At 58.0% G+C, this 16,407-nt stretch carries 16 protein-coding genes; 11 read left to right on the top strand and 5 right to left on the bottom strand.

What is annotated here, in order from left to right; translation table 11 throughout:
* Positions 1 to 29 precede the first annotated feature (29 nt).
* Both FP026_RS08280 and FP026_RS08275 read right to left on the bottom strand, forming a co-directional pair.
* The gene (locus FP026_RS08280; protein ID WP_149634157.1) at positions 30 to 1,025 is read right to left on the bottom strand and encodes a molybdopterin-dependent oxidoreductase; all 996 of its coding nucleotides are present in this window, start codon (positions 1,023 to 1,025) and stop codon (positions 30 to 32) included.
* Entirely contained in the window at positions 1,022 to 2,056 is a 1,035-nt protein-coding gene (locus tag FP026_RS08275; RefSeq protein WP_149634156.1) for a carbon-nitrogen hydrolase family protein, read from the bottom strand. Before FP026_RS08275 ends, FP026_RS08280 begins: the two co-directional genes overlap by 4 nt.
* A gap of 96 nt (positions 2,057 to 2,152) precedes the next feature.
* On the opposite strand from FP026_RS08275, the gene FP026_RS08270 reads away from it, so the two are divergent.
* Positions 2,153 to 3,049, top strand: a complete 897-nt coding sequence (locus FP026_RS08270) for a LysR family transcriptional regulator (RefSeq protein WP_149634155.1) — start codon at positions 2,153 to 2,155, stop codon at positions 3,047 to 3,049.
* Positions 3,050 to 3,366: 317 nt separating this feature from the next.
* On the opposite strand, the gene FP026_RS08265 is transcribed toward FP026_RS08270, so the two are convergent.
* Entirely contained in the window at positions 3,367 to 3,861 is a 495-nt protein-coding gene (locus FP026_RS08265) for an Lrp/AsnC family transcriptional regulator (protein WP_149634154.1), read from the bottom strand.
* A gap of 151 nt (positions 3,862 to 4,012) precedes the next feature.
* On the opposite strand from FP026_RS08265, the gene FP026_RS08260 reads away from it, so the two are divergent.
* The 7 genes from FP026_RS08260 to FP026_RS08230 all read left to right on the top strand — a co-directional run bounded on the left by FP026_RS08260 (position 4,013) and on the right by FP026_RS08230 (position 10,947).
* Positions 4,013 to 5,221: a diaminopropionate ammonia-lyase gene (locus FP026_RS08260; protein WP_149634153.1), complete on the top strand. Its 1,209-nt coding sequence runs from the start codon at positions 4,013 to 4,015 to the stop codon at positions 5,219 to 5,221.
* A 17-nt stretch (positions 5,222 to 5,238) separates the two neighbouring features.
* The gene (locus FP026_RS08255) at positions 5,239 to 6,393 is read left to right on the top strand and encodes a M20 aminoacylase family protein (protein ID WP_149634152.1); all 1,155 of its coding nucleotides are present in this window, start codon (positions 5,239 to 5,241) and stop codon (positions 6,391 to 6,393) included.
* A gap of 357 nt (positions 6,394 to 6,750) precedes the next feature.
* Entirely contained in the window at positions 6,751 to 7,605 is an 855-nt protein-coding gene (gene ehuB / locus FP026_RS08250; protein WP_149634151.1) for an ectoine/hydroxyectoine ABC transporter substrate-binding protein EhuB, read from the top strand.
* Between the two features lie 54 nt (positions 7,606 to 7,659).
* Positions 7,660 to 8,313: an ectoine/hydroxyectoine ABC transporter permease subunit EhuC gene (ehuC, locus tag FP026_RS08245; RefSeq protein WP_210247969.1), complete on the top strand. Its 654-nt coding sequence runs from the start codon at positions 7,660 to 7,662 to the stop codon at positions 8,311 to 8,313.
* The gene (gene ehuD, locus FP026_RS08240; protein WP_149634149.1) at positions 8,310 to 9,002 is read left to right on the top strand and encodes an ectoine/hydroxyectoine ABC transporter permease subunit EhuD; all 693 of its coding nucleotides are present in this window, start codon (positions 8,310 to 8,312) and stop codon (positions 9,000 to 9,002) included. The genes ehuC and ehuD overlap by 4 nt, the downstream gene beginning before the upstream one ends.
* The gene (gene ehuA, locus FP026_RS08235) at positions 8,999 to 9,772 is read left to right on the top strand and encodes an ectoine/hydroxyectoine ABC transporter ATP-binding protein EhuA (protein WP_149634148.1); all 774 of its coding nucleotides are present in this window, start codon (positions 8,999 to 9,001) and stop codon (positions 9,770 to 9,772) included. The genes ehuD and ehuA overlap by 4 nt, the downstream gene beginning before the upstream one ends.
* Positions 9,772 to 10,947: a M24 family metallopeptidase gene (locus FP026_RS08230; protein WP_149634147.1), complete on the top strand. Its 1,176-nt coding sequence runs from the start codon at positions 9,772 to 9,774 to the stop codon at positions 10,945 to 10,947. The genes ehuA and FP026_RS08230 overlap by 1 nt, the downstream gene beginning before the upstream one ends.
* Positions 10,948 to 11,110: 163 nt before the next feature.
* On the opposite strand, the gene FP026_RS08225 is transcribed toward FP026_RS08230, so the two are convergent.
* Together FP026_RS08225 and FP026_RS08220 are read right to left on the bottom strand one after the other, a co-directional pair.
* Complete coding sequence (locus FP026_RS08225; protein ID WP_149634146.1) at positions 11,111 to 11,926, bottom strand: MOSC domain-containing protein; 816 nt, start codon at positions 11,924 to 11,926, stop codon at positions 11,111 to 11,113.
* Between the two features lie 127 nt (positions 11,927 to 12,053).
* Positions 12,054 to 12,965, bottom strand: a complete 912-nt coding sequence (locus FP026_RS08220) for a LysR family transcriptional regulator (RefSeq protein ID WP_149634145.1) — start codon at positions 12,963 to 12,965, stop codon at positions 12,054 to 12,056.
* A 105-nt stretch (positions 12,966 to 13,070) separates the two neighbouring features.
* Between FP026_RS08220 and FP026_RS08215 the strand changes: the two genes are divergently transcribed.
* From FP026_RS08215 to FP026_RS08205, 3 genes are read left to right on the top strand one after another with little or no spacing between them, the layout of a single operon-like run.
* Positions 13,071 to 14,057 carry an NAD(P)H-dependent flavin oxidoreductase gene (locus FP026_RS08215; protein ID WP_188112537.1) on the top strand — a complete coding sequence of 329 codons (987 nt, stop codon included), beginning with the start codon at positions 13,071 to 13,073 and terminating at the stop codon, positions 14,055 to 14,057.
* A 47-nt stretch (positions 14,058 to 14,104) separates the two neighbouring features.
* Positions 14,105 to 15,457: an MFS transporter gene (locus FP026_RS08210; protein WP_149634144.1), complete on the top strand. Its 1,353-nt coding sequence runs from the start codon at positions 14,105 to 14,107 to the stop codon at positions 15,455 to 15,457.
* Positions 15,458 to 15,508: 51 nt separating this feature from the next.
* Complete coding sequence (locus FP026_RS08205; RefSeq protein WP_149634143.1) at positions 15,509 to 16,405, top strand: alpha/beta hydrolase family protein; 897 nt, start codon at positions 15,509 to 15,511, stop codon at positions 16,403 to 16,405.
* Positions 16,406 to 16,407 lie beyond the last annotated feature (2 nt).

Genomic DNA, 16,407 nt, shown 5'->3' with positions numbered 1-16,407 from the left:
GCGCACCACCTTACGTCCGTTGCCGCACGTCAGTCAGGCTGTGTCACATGCACCGAAACTTGATGGATCGCATTGCGGGCATTCGTCCCGGGCTGAGTCTCGCCATTCGCGTCCGTGCACCGGCACATAAGCAGGTGCTCGCCAACTGGCGGACGCCAAAAGAATTCGAACCGCTGCCAACTTCGATCTATGCGGCCTGCAACCGTAGCCTCGCTCCAGGTTTCACCGCCGTCGACACTGACCTCTACCGCGACGATTGCGTGATCGCCCCAGGCCCACCCCCAGATGCGGCAGGCATTCCCAGCCATCAACGGGACATCCGGATCCGGTGCGACAATTACCGCTTCCGGTGCGACTTCCCAAACCGGCTTCGTTCCGGTCGGGGTCACATCGTTGTAGAATAGCGTCGTATAGGGTCCTGGAGCACGTGCATCGGCGACAGTTATCGATCCGATCCATTTCACCGAATTCGTGCCATACCAACCCGGCACGACGAGCCGAACGGGACCGCCGCGATCGGCGTTGAGCGGCTTCCCGTTGATTTCCAACGCGAGCAGCACCTCTTCCGACATTGCTTTGCCGATCGGTAGGTCTTTCTGGAATATCTCGCCGCGAAGGCCGGCGTACTCGCCCCACTCAAGGCCGGATGTCCAGAGATAGGATGCGGAAGCTTGGATTCGCGCAAGACGCAAGATGTCCGCCAGCGGTACTCCTTTCCAAACGACGTTTCCCACTCTTCGCTTCGGTTCGGTGGGAGCCAGCGGGCTGCCCGCACATTCATGAAACGACATATATTCGCGCTGTGGCATTGCCTGCAGATCCGCCAACCGCAGGGTCATTGGCCTTTCGACGAGACCGTCAATGTCGACGTACCAGTCCTGAGGATTGATCTCGAGGAAGCCCATATGCGTAACGAGAAAAAGATCCTCCTCGTCTGTTATCCATTTCTCCAGAGCGTGAACGCCCCGTGCTGGACCTCTGTACGAGAATCCTTCCCTGGTCATCCGCAAGCCCTGTCTGGTCATGGTCCCACTTCCTCAGTCGGCTGGATGTCCCGGTCCACCAAGGCGACTTCGGCGAGATGCCCACCTCCAAACCTGATCGGAGCGATGCGCCTGCGGTCGACTGTAAGATCGAAGACGTCGAACCGGTTGTACCCGGCGACAACGTCGTGAAACCGTTTCGGTTCTATGCATGCGTCCAGATCGATATCCGCATAACCAATGCCTTCATCCGTCAGTTCGTCGCCAATCAAGGCACCGGTCGGATCGAGAAAGAAGCTCGCTGCGCGCGGACTAGTGGCGATAATATCTGCGATTCTACTGTCGCCAGCAGAGATCGAGGCCTTTGCAGCATCATCAAGGCAACCGGCGACGACAATGCCGAAGCACTTAGCCTCAAAGCAGTGTGCCGCCGCGCGGATACGGTTAGCCGCCCGATTGTCGTAGTTGTCCCGGTCTCCTGGGGGGCGTGTCGGCCATACCGGCGGATAGCTGCTAATATGAACCTGCTCTGCCTGTGCCATTAAAGTGAAGCGAGCGAGCGGATTGGTGTTCTCGCCGCAGATCAGTCCTCCCAGCCGTCCAATCTTCGTATCGGCTACCCGGAGCCCGGCACCATCGCCGGGATTCCAAACCAGCTTCTCATAAAATGTCGGGACGAGCTTGCGGTGATGAATTAGAACCTCTCCGCTGTCGGAAACGAGCAGATTGCTGTTCCAGAGGCCGCCCACCGTCGCAGGATTTCTCTCCGAGAACCCGACAGACACGAACACTTGATGCCGCGAGGCTGCTTGACGGATCCGATCGATTTCCGGCCCGTCGGCGAAGATCGAGGCTTCAGCGAACCTCTTAAATTGGTCATGCGAGCAGATCGGAGCGTAAAGAGCGGACCAAACGGGAAAACCAGGTATGAAACTTTCTGGAAAAACCACCAGTGACGCACCGTTGCGAGCCGCTTCCGCGATGATCGCTACGGCTTTGTCAGCCGTGGCCGGGGCGTCGAGATAGGCGGGCGCGACATGTGCTGCTGCGGCTTTAAAACGTGAACGTTGCATCGCGGATCCTCGTTATGAGCCCATTGTAGTCTGAACATTTTTGCTCGGGGAATTCAAAGATTTGCACTATGGTGTGCAAAAATAGACGAGGTCGACATGGCCACACCGCTTGATCATCTCGATTGGGATGACTTGAAGCTTTTTCTGCGGGCAGTGAGAAGCAAGAGCGTGACCGGCGCGGCGCGTCTGCTGGGAACTAGCCATTCCACCGTTTCCCGCCGCCTAAGCAGGCTGGAATACGCCGTGGGCGCGACGCTTTTCGAAAGAAGCAGGGATGGGCTTAATCTCACAGCTGTTGGAATGATGGTCCTTCGCCGGGCCGAGGAAATCGAATTGGGGATCAATAGTCTGCGGACCGACATGAGCCGTCACAGCCAAGTTGGCGGCACAGTGCGGCTCGCGACTATGGAAGGGATCGCTTCCTTGTATCTCTCTTCCCATCTAGCCGCTCTAAGATCGCAGTATCCCGATTTGCTGTTGGAGGTGGTGACCTCTTCCCATACGGTCAAAGTAGCGCGCCGAGAGGCTGATTTGTTTGTAAGCTTCTTCAAGCCGCAGGGTAGATCCCTCGTTAGCGAACACATCGGACGCTTCGCGACCAGGCTTTACGCGTCGCCGGGCTATCTCGACCTACACGGTACCCCGAAAGACAAGACGGAGCTCCAACGTCATCAGTTTGTCGGCTATATCGAGGAACTGGTTCAGGTCGAAGCGGTACGGTGGCTGGAAGAATTCGTCCCCACGCCGAATCTGGTGTTTGCGTCAAACAGCATGATTGCGCAGATGTTCGCGGCGTCTGGGGGTGCCGGTGTCGTTGCCTTACCGGATTTTGCCCTTCGAGTTAATACCGGCTTGGTTGGGGTGCTTCCCGAGCTGGTGGGCCACAGGGACATCTGGCTTTCGATCCATCAAGATATGGTGAATTTGTCACGCATACGCGCCGTAAGCAGGTTTCTGAAAGAGCTTCTGGGTAGCGACGCATTGAAACCTTGAAGGGTCCTTGAGCGCGTATTCTTTACACAAGCGGGTATCCGGTGGAACTCGGCGGAAAGAAGGCTCCATACCGATCTTCTTGATCAGCAGGGGTTAGGGAAATGACCGCCTCTGCAAAATGGTCTTCCCGCAAGGTGAGTCCACGGCGAAGCGTTAGTTCGAATTTCCCGTTGCGAATGGATTTGGTTGGTCGAGATGTATTTCGTGATTTTTGGAGGCAATCCGGCTCCACGTTTCCCGTGGTAATTGGCTGTTGAGGTAAAGTCGTATCTCCTCTCGATCTCGTTCTCGTCTGGCTTAGGTGTTAATTTGCATCTCTACGGGCGTTCCAGCGAGACATTGAGGCTGACCTTCACTCTGTCCATGGCGACGAAGCTACGGAAGCGCTTGACATTCTTGTTCGCGAAGAAGAGCCGCCGGGTCATGGCTTCATAGTCTCCCATCGTCCGAACGACGACCAGTAGGATGAAGTCGACCTCGCCGGTCACGTAGTAGCACTGCTGGACTTCCGGGGCATCAGCGAACGACTTCTTGGTCGCGTCGTGCGTGGTGCCAAATTCGCTATGCATTTCCACTTCGACAAAGACCGTAATCTCCTGCCTCACATGGGAAGGCTCGATGATCGCCACATTGGCGGCGATCGTTCCGGTTTCCTCCATGCGCTTGATACGCCGCTGCACTGCCGGAGCGGATAGCCCGATGGTTTCCGCGATAGACCGCTGCGGTGTCTTATTGTCCTTTTGCAGGATTTCGAGAATCGCAATGTCGAAACGATCCAGTTCGGCCATATCCGAGGATAATTTTTCGCTCATCCTTATTCCTAAACTGGTTCACCACATTGTCATCATTGAAACGGACATTGTTGGCGAGCGATTGTTGCAAATGGCGCCCCAAAAAACAGCGCATTTCTCATCTTCGATGAAGTATTTATCAAGGCATAGCCAATCTCACAAGGATCTGTCCATGTTCCTCCTCAACGAACACGCCGATCATCGCAAACCGCTGGAAGCCACCGATGCGGAGGTACTTGGTGTTGACGCCGCTAAGACGGTCGAGCATTTCCTCCACCATCGCGAGGGTCATAAGGCCACTCCGCTCGTTACGCTTCCGGAGCTTTCCAAGCAGCTTGGCGTCGCCTCGATCTCGATGAAGGATGAAGGACTCCGCCTCGGGCTCGGGAGCTTCAAGGCGCTCGGCGGTTCGTACGCCGTCATAAGGCTGGTGCTTGAAGAAGCCTCCAAGCGTCTCGACCGCGAGGTAGACATCGCCGAATTGCAGAACGACGCCGTCAAGGAAATCGCCTCGCGGATGACCGTCGCCTGCGCGACGGATGGCAATCATGGACGCTCGGTCGCCATGGGCGCGCAGCTCGTCGGCGCGAAGTGCTCGATCTTCGTGCATTCCGGCGTGAGCAAAGAGCGCATCGCGGCCATCGCCCGCTACGGTGCGGACATGATCCGGGTGGACGGCAACTACGACGACTCCATCCACGAGGCTGCGCGCGTCGCGGAGGAGAAGAACTGGATCACGGTCTCCGACACCTCCTGGCCGGGCTACGAAAGGATTCCGGGCTTCGTAATGCAGGGCTACACCGCGCTCCTGACCGAGGCGCTTCGGCAGATGCCCGAGCTTCCGACGCATGTGTTCGTCCAGGCGGGTGTCGGCGGGATCGCCGCGACTGTCGCCGGGCACTTCTCAGTCCTGTTCGGCGACAAGCGGCCATTCTTCACAGTCATCGATCCATCCCGTGCGGCGTGCCTCTACGAGAGCGCACGCGCCGGACATCCGGTGAAGGTGGACCATGCCGAATGCACCGTCATGGCGATGCTCGAATGCTACGAGCCATCGCTCGTCGCGTGGCGCATTCTCTCCCATGCCGCGGACGCCTTCATGACCGTCGAGGACGACGACGCTGTCGAAGCCATGAAGCTGCTCGCAAACCCGGTCGGCTCCGATCCGGCTGTCGTCGCCGGCGAGAGCGGCGGTGTCGGACTGGCAGCGCTGGCGAAGATCGCTGCCGACGAGAACCTGCGCAGGCAGATCGGCCTCGACGCCAACTCGCGCGTCTTCCTCATCAATACCGAAGGCGCGACCGATCCGAAGCTCTACGCGGAACTGGTCGGCCAGACGCCGGAGCAGGTCGTGGCGAAAAACGGCAAGACTGCGGCCTGAGCAGGAAGGGGAACCAAATGTCGAGCAACGATACCTTCATTAAGGACCTTAAGGCGTGGAGGCATGATCTGCACGCCCATCCCGAGTTCGGGTTCGAGGAGAAGCGCACGTCGGCCTTCGTCGCGCAGAAGCTGCGCGAGTTCGGACTGGACGAAGTGGTCGAAGGCGTCGGCGGCACCGGCGTTGTTGGAACGCTCAAGCGTGGGACCGGGAACCGATCGATCGCGCTTCGGGCGGACATGGATGCCCTTCGCATTCCCGAGCAGGGCGACCTGCCGTACAAGTCATCGAATCCCGGCGTGATGCATGCCTGCGGCCACGATGGTCACACGACGATGCTGCTGGGCGCCGCGAAGCGGCTCGCCGAAGAAGGCGGGTTCGACGGTACCATCCGGTTCGTCTTCCAGCCCGCCGAGGAATGGGGACGCGGGGCGCTTTCGATGCTCGACGACGGCCTGATGGAGCGCTTTCCGTTCGACGAGATTTACGGCATCCACAACATGCCCGGCCTTCCGGTCGGCGTTTTCGAGTCCCGTCCGGGAGCGATCATGTCGGCGGAGGACAATTTCGAGATAACGCTCACAGGCATCGGCGGCCATGCGGCCCGGCCGCACGCGAGCAGCGAGGTTCTGGTCGCGGCCTGTGCGCTGGTGATGAACCTTCAGACGATCGTCAGTCGACGCCTGAGCCCTGCGGACACGTCGGTAGTGTCGGTGACCGAACTCATCACCGACGGCACGCGCAATGCCCTGCCCGGAAGTGCGAAAATCCTCGGCGACGCCAGAAGCTTCCGTCCCAAGGTGAGCACAGAGATCGAGAAGCAGATGCGCGTCATCGCCGAGGGCACCGCCCTCGCCTACAACGTCTCGATCGACATGAAGTACACGCGCGAATTCGTGCCGCTCCTCAACGATCCCGAGTTGGTCGAAGAAGCCTTCGCCGCAGCCCGCACCGTTCTGTCGGAGGAGAACGTCAGGACGGCCCGCGAGCCGATGACGGGCAGCGAAGACTTCGCCCACTTTCTGAAGCATGCGCCGGGCGTCTTCGTATTTCTTGGAAACGGGGGCTCCGCGCCGCTTCACAATCCGCGCTACGACTTCGACGACAGCGGCCTGATCCATGGCGTCGATTTCCATGCCGCGATCGCCCGCCGAAGGCTTCCCGCAGCCTGATGGTTCCAACTTGTCTTGGCTCTCGCCGCCAGTCTTTCTGGCGGCGATTTTCGTTTCCGGCTACCGAATAGTGCCTGGATCGCCGCTACGCACACCTGTTAAGCCGAGTGATCGAATTCTCGGCACGGGCAGCATTTCCATGCAATTTTGTTTCATTTGCACCCCGAAAATAGAGCACACAATAAGCGCAGAGTTTATTAAGTTTCTCCGCAGCAGAAGAGCGTCATCCTGTTCAAAGCAAACCCAGGCCGACTGCTTCACGCTCTAAGTGTCACAACACATGACCGTCCTCGAAAACGGCCACCGAAAGGGGTGCGCGCCGAACGACCGTCAGTGTCCAAAACAAGGGGAACACGCATGAAACTCAAGACTTCCGCAATCCTCCTCCTCTGCCCCGCAGCTTTCGCCGCAGGTTCTCTGCCGACCGCAGCAGCCACTCTCCAACAGATCAAGGCGCAGGGCTACGTCCGCGCCGCCACCGCCAACGAAGTCCCGTACGGGTACATGGACGCGGACGGCAAGGCCAAGGGCATCGCTCCTGAAGTTCTGGAAGCCGTCCTCGCCAAGATGGGCCTGAAGGACATCCAATGGTCGGTGACGCCGTTCGGTTCGCTGATCCCCGGCCTGAAGGCAAACCGCTTCGACGTCGTCGCCGCTGAGCAGGACATCCTTCCTGCGCGCTGCCAGCAGGTTCTGTTCTCCGAGCCGAATTCCAGCTACGGCGACAACCTCCTCGTCGCCAAGGGCAACCCGAAGAACCTTCACTCGTACGAGGACGTGAAGAAGAACCCGGCGATCAAGCTCGCCGTCGTCAACGGCACCAGCCACCTCGCGGCGGCTGAAGGCGTCGGCATCACCGAAGACCAGCTCGTCGTCATCGCGAACAACGCCGACGCCCCGGCAACCGTTTCCGGCGGCCGTGCAGACGCCTACGCCGCCACCGACAGCACTGTCGCCAGCCTCGTGAAGGGCGACCTTGAAGCAGCGTCGCCGTTTACCGATCCGGTCGTGAAAGGCAAGACGCTCCGCGGCTTCGGGGGCTTCGCGTTTCAAAAGGACTCCGGTGACTTCGTCGCTGAGTTCAACAAGGTGCTCGCGGATTTTAAGAAAACTGACGACTACAAGAAAATCCTGAAGTCCTACAACGTAACCGACGCAAGCATCGCAGCATCCTCCACAAAGAGCACCGCAGACCTCTGCGCCGATAAATAATTGTCGAAAGCGAGGCGCAGAAATGCGCCTCGTTCCGCTTCGGTCGATGCGAGATTGCCAATGCTGACCTACCTCCCAATCCTGGCGGAAGCCGCAGTGACAAGTATCCAGGTATGCTGTCTGTCGCTTGCGGTTGCCTGCGTCCTGTCGTTCGCGGCCGGCATCCCGCTCTTCTCGGGACCGAAATGGCTTCGTGCTATAGCGCTGGTCTACGTCGAGATCTTCAGAGGCACATCGCTTCTGGTCCAGCTCTTCTGGCTCTACTACGCGCTCCCGCTGATCGGGTTCTCAATGCCACCCCTCTTGACGGGCGTTCTGGCGCTCGGCTTGAACACAGGCGCCTACGGCGCGGAAGTCGTTCGCGGCGCGCTTCGTTCTGTCCCGAACCAACAGCATGAGGCGGCGCGGGCGCTGAACCTGACCAATGCGCGAACCCTATGGCGGATCTTCTTGCCGCAGGCCGTTCCTGAGATGATGCCGTCCTTCTCCAGTCTTGCCGTCCAGAACCTGAAGGACACGTCGCTGGTCTCGATGATCACCATCGCAGACCTCACATTCAAGGCTCAGGAACTACGCAACCTTACCCAGGATTCTGTCGGCGTCTACGCATCCGCGCTGCTCCTATATTTCGTGATGGCAATGATCATCGTCATGCTCCTTCGCTTCGTGGAGCGCCGTATCAAGGTCGCCATAGGGAGGGCCGTATGATCCAGGGATACGAAGTCGACACCAGTTCGACGACGGCCTTTGCCCTGTCGGTGCTGCCAATCCTGCTGATCGGGCTCAGGACCACTATCCTGGCGATGTTCGTAGGCTTCGTCATCGCTCTCATCGTGGGCTTGGCTTTTGCGCTTCTTCGCCGCTCCATGCTTGCGTTAGTTTCCTGGCCAGCGATCGCCGTTATCGAGTTTCTCAAGAACACGCCGCTTTTGATGCAGTTGTTCTTCCTTTACTTCGTCTTGCCTCAGTACGGCATCGTGCTTCCTGCCTTCTGGACCGGATGCGTGGCGCTTGGCTTGCAGTATGCTGCCTATATGAGCGAGGTCTATCGCGCTGGTCTTGAGGCCATTCCAAAGGGGCAGTGGGAAGCCGCAACCGCCCTCAATGTTTCAAAGGTTCGGGCATACGGCGTCGTCGTCATCCCGCAGATGGTCCCGCGCATCACGCCGGCGATCGGGAACTATCTGGTCTCTATGATGAAGGACACGCCGATCCTGTCGACGATCACGGTCGTCGAGATGCTAAACCTTGCAAACCGCATCGGTGATCGCACGTTCGAATATCTGGTTCCTCTCTCCGTTGTCGGCCTGATCTTCCTTGCGCTGACGAGCTTCTGCTCTGCCGTACTCCGTGGCATCGAACGCATCATTCCTACGAAGGGAATCCCCCTCCAATGACAGATTTCATCTCTTTCAAGGGTGTTCACAAGCGCTATGGCCACCATTCGGTGCTGACCGACTTCGACCTCACCGTCAAGGCTGGCGAGAAGGTGACACTCATCGGACCGAGCGGCTCTGGCAAGTCGACGGTCCTCCGCATCCTAATGACACTTGAGCCTTTCCAGGAAGGCACTGTAGCCATTGATGGCTTGAGCTATCACGAACCGTCGAGCAAGGCGCCGTTCTTCGCATCGGAGAGGCACCTTCGGCAGGTCCGTAAGAACGTCGGCATGGTGTTCCAGAGCTTCAACCTCTTCCCGCACATGACGGTCATGAGGAACCTGATGGAAGCGCCGATGTCTGTGCTTGGCATCAGCAAGGACGAAGCTGCCGACCGCGCGACCAAGCTGCTGGAGATGGTTGGCATGCAGGCGAAGGCACAATCCTTTCCGGGCCAACTTTCGGGTGGCCAGCAGCAGCGCGTCGCAATCGCGCGGGCACTAGCAATGCGTCCAAGGGTGCTCTTGTTCGATGAACCCACCAGCGCGTTGGATCCGGAACTGGTCGGAGAAGTTCTGAGTGTCATCCGTTCTCTCGCGCACGAGCACGACCTGACGATGCTTCTGGTGACGCATGAGATGCGCTTCGCGAAGGAGGTCTCTGATCGCGTCTGCTTCTTCGACGGGGGCAAGATCGTTGAACAAGGCAGCCCGGACCAGCTATTCTCAGCCCCCGAGCATGCGCGCACCCGCACGTTCCTTTCTTCCGTTCTCGAAGGAGCACGCTGATGACCGACGCCCGTGGTTACGAGCCGTTCGACCAGGCCGAGTTCGACCATCGGATCGAGCGCGCGCGTCGCGCCATGGAGGAAAACAAGCTGGACGCTATCGTTGTCAGCTCGGAAGCAAACCTCGAATACCTCTCGGGCATGGTGACGCAATTCGCGTGGGTCACGCCGACACGTCCGTTCTTCTTCGTTGTCCCGCGCGACGGCGAACCGACGGCGGTCATTCCAGGCATAGGCTACACGAACTGGCAGGATACCTCGTGGTGCCAGAACATCATCACCTGGCCGTCCCCTCGCCCAGGCGATGAGGGAATCTCGATCCTAAAGGCTCTCTTCGCCAGTCTCCGCCGCAAGCACGGAAGGATTGGTTTTGAGATCGGACCCGAGTCTCGCATCGGCATGCCCGTCGCTGATCTGTGGCGGCTGAAGTCGGAAATCGATTTCGAGATAGCGGACTGCCAGATGCTGATGGCCAACCTTCGCGTGATCAAGTCGCCAGCGGAGATCGCACGCATTCGGCTCATGTGTGGGATCGCAGGGCGGGCGTTTGCCGAACTGCCACGCACCGCGCGCATCGGTGACTCTGAACGGAAGATCCATCGCGAGTTCATTGCCAGCCTAATCCTAAACGGCGCGGATGCAGTGCCGTATTTAGCCATCGGATCCGGTCGTGGCGGATATACAAGCATTATTATGGGTCCGACTGATAGAGTACTTGCTAGGGGCGACGTGTTGATCCTCGATACGGGATCAAAGGTCGGTGGCTACTACTGCGACTACGACCGGAACTTTGCATTCGGCAACCCATCTGACCAGGTTGTTCGTGTGCATGAAGCTCTGTGGCTGGCAACGGAGGCAGGAATAGCCGCTGCTCGGCCTGGAAAGACAGCGGCCGATCTGTTTTATGCGCAAGCGAACGTTCTCTCGTCACATGGCCACAAGGTCGGCAACGTCGGCCGCTTTGGCCATGGACTCGGAAAGATCGTCACGGAATTTCCGTCGAATGCGCCTGGCGACCGGACCTTTCTCCGGCCGGGGATGGTCTTCACCATCGAACCGTCGGTAGATTACGACGGCAAGATCATGGCTCATGAAGAGAACATCGTAATAACGGAGGACGGTGCCGAGCTCCTCAGTCCTCGAGCTCCCCGAGAAATTCCCGTTATCGGAGCTTGAGTGTCGCTGGGAAAGATCCATGTCGAGAACCAGCTTCACACATCCTGCTCGGCCTACTTGCGAGCGATAGGATAAAACTGCTTCCAAGTCGGCGGTGACAGCGTGGTGCGCGTCCTTGCATATCTCATCCCCTCGCGGCGGATATGGTCATGGAACTTTGGATCTATTCAACCTGGGACTCCTGAATAGCATCGCCAGGCGTGTCCGATGGTGGCAACAGTGTAAGCGTATCGCCGGGTAAGATCGTGCCCCCACGCTCTATCGACGCATAGATCCCGAGATCAGCATTTTCACGATACTCGCGGATTGCGAGCGGCAGATTAATGTCACGGACCGCCGTCTTCGGGTTGACGCTGGTAGCCGGACATCGCCGAGTTCGACGCACGACCTTTAGAATGACACCGCCGATTTGGAGACGTTGACCGACCCAATCCAGCTCAGTCGAAGGTGCCGCCTGCTTGAAATACAAATTCGCGCGAAAACGGAGAGGATCAAGGTCCATGCCGACTCGGTGAGCTAAGTCGGCGACTGTTTCAAGATTGATCAACGATATTGATCGCATCAAATCTGGAGAATGGACACTCACATCCGTAAACTGATGGCCGGGCGAATAGACGACCTTCGGCTCGCCGCGAAGGTCTGCGCCTGCCATACGCGCGAGGTGCCATGCCAGTTCTTTCCGATCTTGTTCGTCGCTGAGCTTAAACTCCCTTGTACTATCCTTCGCTCGCACCTCTAGCCGATCAGGCTGGCTATGGAAGGTTGTCTGCAACTCAGCCAAAGCTTCGTATTTTGCCAACATCAGAAAGTGAGATTTTGCTGCGGGTTGCGGCGCCACCGGATCAATTTCGATTGAACCATCCGTGACGGCATACTGTCGATCTCCCGGAAATCCGTGTCCGGGTACGAGCTCGACTTTCGCCATAAGCTCGGACGATAATCCTTTGACGGGATAGCGGTAAAGACGAACGACCTTCATTTATCCCAAAATCTCCTGACGCAGAAGCCGGTTTAATATCAGCCGACCACGCAGTGGCAGCGACGCAGCTCATCCTCCATGACCAAACATGTTCTTCAATCTTGCGATCGGCTATGCGCCCATCTCCTCATGCGCACAGAGGATCGACCCGATGTGGTTCGTCGGAGAAAATTGAGTCGTAGACGCTCATGAATGATCGAAGCGCTGAGGGAACATATTGCCCCCCTCGATGAATAAACATTGTGGTCGCGGTGCTGAGCACCCTTGGAATTGGATGCACTTTTACAAGCCCTGACGATACAGCTTGCTCGACGACTGCACGTGGAAGCATCGCGATGCCGACTCCGGCTGCCACACACCCAATGATCCCATCAAGGGTCCCAAGTTCCATCCACCGCACATCGACGGCGCCGATGCTGGCAAGGAATCCGTCCATCCGCCTGCGATAGGAGCAGCCGGCACGGAAGGCAAGAACTCGAAGTCCCGAAGATGAAATCAAGCGCCCGATGTCGTCCAAGGTCAATGTCGCGGCCGACGATATCAAGACCAGCTCCTCCACGATCACTGCTTCCGATACCAGCTCTGCATGCTCAATCGGTCCCGCCACAAATGCTCCGTCGAGCTCCCGGTTAAGGACCTTCGAGACAAGGGCTTCTGTCGGACCCGTTTCGACTTGAACATCGACCTGTGGGAAAAGCCTTGAATATTCGATAAGTATGGGAGGTAGACGCAGGGCGGCGGTCGTCTCCATTGCTCCGATCCGAAGCTGGCCTGCGGGCGTCTCCCGTTCGGTGATGACCGTTTTCGCCTCATCGAGTAGTTCCCCAATACGTTCCGCGTAAGGGACGAGTTGCAGCCCGACCGCAGTCAACGTCACTCCCTTTCGAGACCGATGGAAAAGAAGCGCCCCGACCTCGTCCTCAAGTGACTTAATCCGCGAGGTGACGTTCGACTGGACTGTATTCAAAGCGAAGGCGGCGCCCCCGATGCTGGATGCTTTGACTACGGCTTGGAAGAACTTCAGATCGACGCTGTTCATGGTTGCCATCTCTTTTCCAGATGAACGCGATCTAAACTAATCATTTTTCATGTGTCAATGCCGCGCCTAATCTTGATGATCATCAGAGCTTGGGAGGAGGAAGCCTTGGCCATCAAAACACGACTGACTGATTTCTTCGGAATAGCACATCCAATCATCCTGGCGCCGATGACGCCGGCCGCCGGTGGTGCGCTCGCGTCAGCTGTGGCGGACGCCGGTGCCCTGGGGCTACTTGGCGGCGGCTATGCCGACCGCCAGTGGTATGACGAGCAACGCGGCAAGGTGACGAATCCCAAGGTTGGCTGTGGCTTCATTACCTGGGCCGTCGAGAATGATCCTGAACTCTTCGATCGCGCTCTTCAGGATCTTCCGAAGGCGATGATGATGTCGTTTTCAGACCCCGCAAAACTCGCACCGCGTGTAAAGGCGGCAGGTGTACCGCTCATTTGTCAAATCCATACGTTAGAGCACGCAAAGCGAGCCATAGATGTCGGCGCCGACGTGCTCGTCGCACAAGGAACCGAAGCCGGCGGCCATGGCCTGACGGCTCGCTCGACGATGCCCTTCGTGCCGTCTGTAGTGGACTTGGTGTCCAGAACTGCTCCGTCAGTGTTGGTCGTTGCGGCTGGTGGCATTGCCGATGGCCGTGGCCTCGCCGCCTCTCTCATGCTCGGAGCGGACGGCATCTTGATGGGTACCCGTTTCTGGGCCACCCAGGAATCGCTCATTCACCAAGCAGCGAAAGATAAAGTTGTTGCGGCATCGGGTGACGAAACGATCCGGACGACTGTTTACGACATAGTGCGAGAGAAAGCATGGCCGGAGATCTATACAGGCCGGCTGCTGAGAAACGACTTCATCAGCAAGTGGCATGGCCGCGAGAGCGAACTTCGCACGATGCATCAAGACGAGCGCGCCAAGGTCGATGCCGCTTGGGAGTCGGGCGACTATGATACGGCCAATGTCACGGTCGGCGAAGCTGTCGGGCTGATCAATGATTTGCCATCGGCAAGGGATGTCGTCACGCGAACGATTGAGGAAGCATCCCACCGCCTCACCGCATATTCGCCGAGCCTTCGGCTCGCCAGTTGAGAGGAATTCTACCGCGGCCAGTCTCTAAAACAAAAAAGGGGAATAAAATGACCGATTTAGCAATCAAACCGGGGGAAGATAAACGTCCCGGTATCTGGACGGTTGTCCTTGCTTCAAGCGCAGGTACCGTCATCGAATGGTACGATTTCTATCTCTACGGCAGTCTCGCAATCTTTTTCTCGACGCTATTTTATCCGCCGAACGAGCCGACTGCCGCAATGCTTGTCAGCGTAGCGACTTTTGCAACAGGCTTCGTCGTGCGGCCTTTCGGAGCGCTTCTGTTCGGCAGCATCGGCGATAGGCTCGGCCGCAAACATACATTCCTGCTGACCCTTATTTTGATGGGTATATCGACCACGCTTGTCGGCGTTCTTCCGACCTTCGAAACGGCTGGATACGTTGCGCCCGTCGCACTGGTCATTCTTCGGCTGATCCAGGGCCTGGCGATCGGCGGAGAGTATGGCGGCGCCGCTGTCTACGTCGCCGAGCACGCTCCGAAGAACCGGCGCGGCTTCTTTACGAGCTTCATTCAGACCACCGCCACGGTCGGGTTCTTCGTCGCAATCCTCGTCGTGCTCGCCTGCAGGCTGTCGCTAGGCGATGAAGCTTTCAAGGCTTGGGGATGGCGGATACCATTCCTGCTCTCGGGCGTGCTTATCATATTGTCGCTCTACCTGCGGCTCAAGCTCAGCGAGTCTCCAGTCTTCGAGGCACTGCGCAAGGCCGGCAAAACGTCGTCATCGCCAATTCGCGAGAGCTTTGCAACCAAAGAGGGGATGCGGTATGGCGCCTATGCGCTGTTCGGAGCGACTGCTGGGCTGGGGTGCGTCTGGTACACTGGCCAGTTCTATGCACTCTATTTTCTCCAAAGCGTCCTTAAGCTCGATTTCCTGACCGCCAATATCTGCCTCGCAGTTGCATTGGCGATCGGCACGCCGCTTATCGTTATGATCGGCGCATTGTCCGACAAGATTGGCCGCCGAAGGCTCATCATCACTGGTCTCGTCTCCGCCGCGGCGCTCTACGTTCCGATCTACCAGGGAATCGCGTCGGCTGTCGCGTCACAGAACTATGCGATTGTGACAGCATTGATCGTCGCCCAGTTGGTTTTCGTGGCTCTCGTCTACGGACCGATGGCGGCCTTCCTGGTGGAACTCTTCCCCGCGCGTCTCAGATACACGTCTCTGTCTCTGCCTTACCACATAGGCACAGGCGTCTTCGGGGGCTTCGTGCCGCTCGTTAGCCTGTCGCTCGTCGCTTACACGGGAAACATCTACGCAGGGCTTGGCTATCCGATTGCCATCGCTGCGATCACCGCCGCAGTGAATGCCTTTTGCCTTCCCCGCCGCGCCGAAGCGCAGGAAGGAAACCCGACAGACGTTGCCGCACTGAACGCCTAGCTCACTTGCCTTAAAGGCACAGCATCATTCCGAGATACGAGGAATCTAAAGATGAAAAAAGTAATCGTCACCGCTCTGCTCGCTGGCTTCCTTGCCGCCAGTGCGGCAACATCGGCTTCCGCAGAAGATAAACTCATTCATTTCAATGTCGATGGGCAGAAAATCGTCGGGACTCTCGTCCTGCCTGACAACGCCAAGAAACCGCCCGTCGTTTTGATGCTCCACGGTTTCACCGGCACTCGAGACGAATGGAAATCCGAGTTCGTGCCCGAGGGATTGTTCGGCAGGGCAGCGCCGGTTTTCGCCAAGAACGGGATCGCGACCCTGCGCATCGATTTTCGCGGAAGCGGCGACAGCGATGGCAAATTTGAAGACATGACCGTCGAAAGCGAAGTCAAAGACGCGCTCGCCGCTCTCGATTACCTGTCGTCCAGTCCTGACGTGTCGAACAAGAATATTTCGGTCATGGGGATGAGCCTCGGCGGCGCCGTTTCCACAGCCGTCGCAGGACGATCCACAATACCGGTTAAGTCACTCGTCCTCTGGAATCCGGGCATCAACCTTCCAGCCGCCTTCACCACAATTTTCGGTGAAAAGGGGATGGCCGAAGGAACGGCGGCGGGAGACAAGGTTTACCCAGCCATAAGACTCGGCGACAACAAATCGATCCCACTGCGAGGGCGCTTCTTCGAAAGCCTTTACAGCGTCGTACCGGCAGCGGAGCTGGAGAAATATAAGGGGCCGGTATTCCTGGCCGTTGGAACTAAAGACACCATCGTCTTCCCGCAACCGGTCACGGCCAAGGCGCTCCTTTCCTATCACAAGGGACCACACGAACTCTGGACCCGGCCGGTCGATCATGGCTTCAACCTCATGGAAGACGCCAAGACGGTTGACGAGCTTATCCCTGAGACCGTCCGCTTCGTTAAAAAGTCGATTGGCAGCTGATT

The sequence above is a fragment of the Martinezella tropici genome, assembly GCF_008370325.1.
Classification (GTDB): Bacteria; Pseudomonadota; Alphaproteobacteria; order Rhizobiales; family Rhizobiaceae; genus Rhizobium; species Rhizobium tropici_B.
This window is presented reverse-complemented; position numbering and strand designations above follow the sequence as displayed.

Coding starts and splice junctions, on each gene's coding strand:
- ehuD (WP_149634149.1), top strand. CDS start 8,310: ATGATCCAGGGATACGAAGTCGACACCAGTTCGACGACGGCCTTTGCC.
- FP026_RS08255 (WP_149634152.1), top strand. CDS start 5,239: ATGTCGAGCAACGATACCTTCATTAAGGACCTTAAGGCGTGGAGGCAT.
- FP026_RS08275 (WP_149634156.1), bottom strand. CDS start 2,056: ATGCAACGTTCACGTTTTAAAGCCGCAGCAGCACATGTCGCGCCCGCC.
- ehuB (WP_149634151.1), top strand. CDS start 6,751: ATGAAACTCAAGACTTCCGCAATCCTCCTCCTCTGCCCCGCAGCTTTC.
- FP026_RS08280 (WP_149634157.1), bottom strand. CDS start 1,025: ATGACCAGACAGGGCTTGCGGATGACCAGGGAAGGATTCTCGTACAGA.
- FP026_RS08225 (WP_149634146.1), bottom strand. CDS start 11,926: ATGAAGGTCGTTCGTCTTTACCGCTATCCCGTCAAAGGATTATCGTCC.
- FP026_RS08210 (WP_149634144.1), top strand. CDS start 14,105: ATGACCGATTTAGCAATCAAACCGGGGGAAGATAAACGTCCCGGTATC.
- FP026_RS08230 (WP_149634147.1), top strand. CDS start 9,772: ATGACCGACGCCCGTGGTTACGAGCCGTTCGACCAGGCCGAGTTCGAC.
- ehuA (WP_149634148.1), top strand. CDS start 8,999: ATGACAGATTTCATCTCTTTCAAGGGTGTTCACAAGCGCTATGGCCAC.
- FP026_RS08260 (WP_149634153.1), top strand. CDS start 4,013: ATGTTCCTCCTCAACGAACACGCCGATCATCGCAAACCGCTGGAAGCC.
- FP026_RS08265 (WP_149634154.1), bottom strand. CDS start 3,861: ATGAGCGAAAAATTATCCTCGGATATGGCCGAACTGGATCGTTTCGAC.
- FP026_RS08205 (WP_149634143.1), top strand. CDS start 15,509: ATGAAAAAAGTAATCGTCACCGCTCTGCTCGCTGGCTTCCTTGCCGCC.
- FP026_RS08270 (WP_149634155.1), top strand. CDS start 2,153: ATGGCCACACCGCTTGATCATCTCGATTGGGATGACTTGAAGCTTTTT.
- FP026_RS08220 (WP_149634145.1), bottom strand. CDS start 12,965: ATGAACAGCGTCGATCTGAAGTTCTTCCAAGCCGTAGTCAAAGCATCC.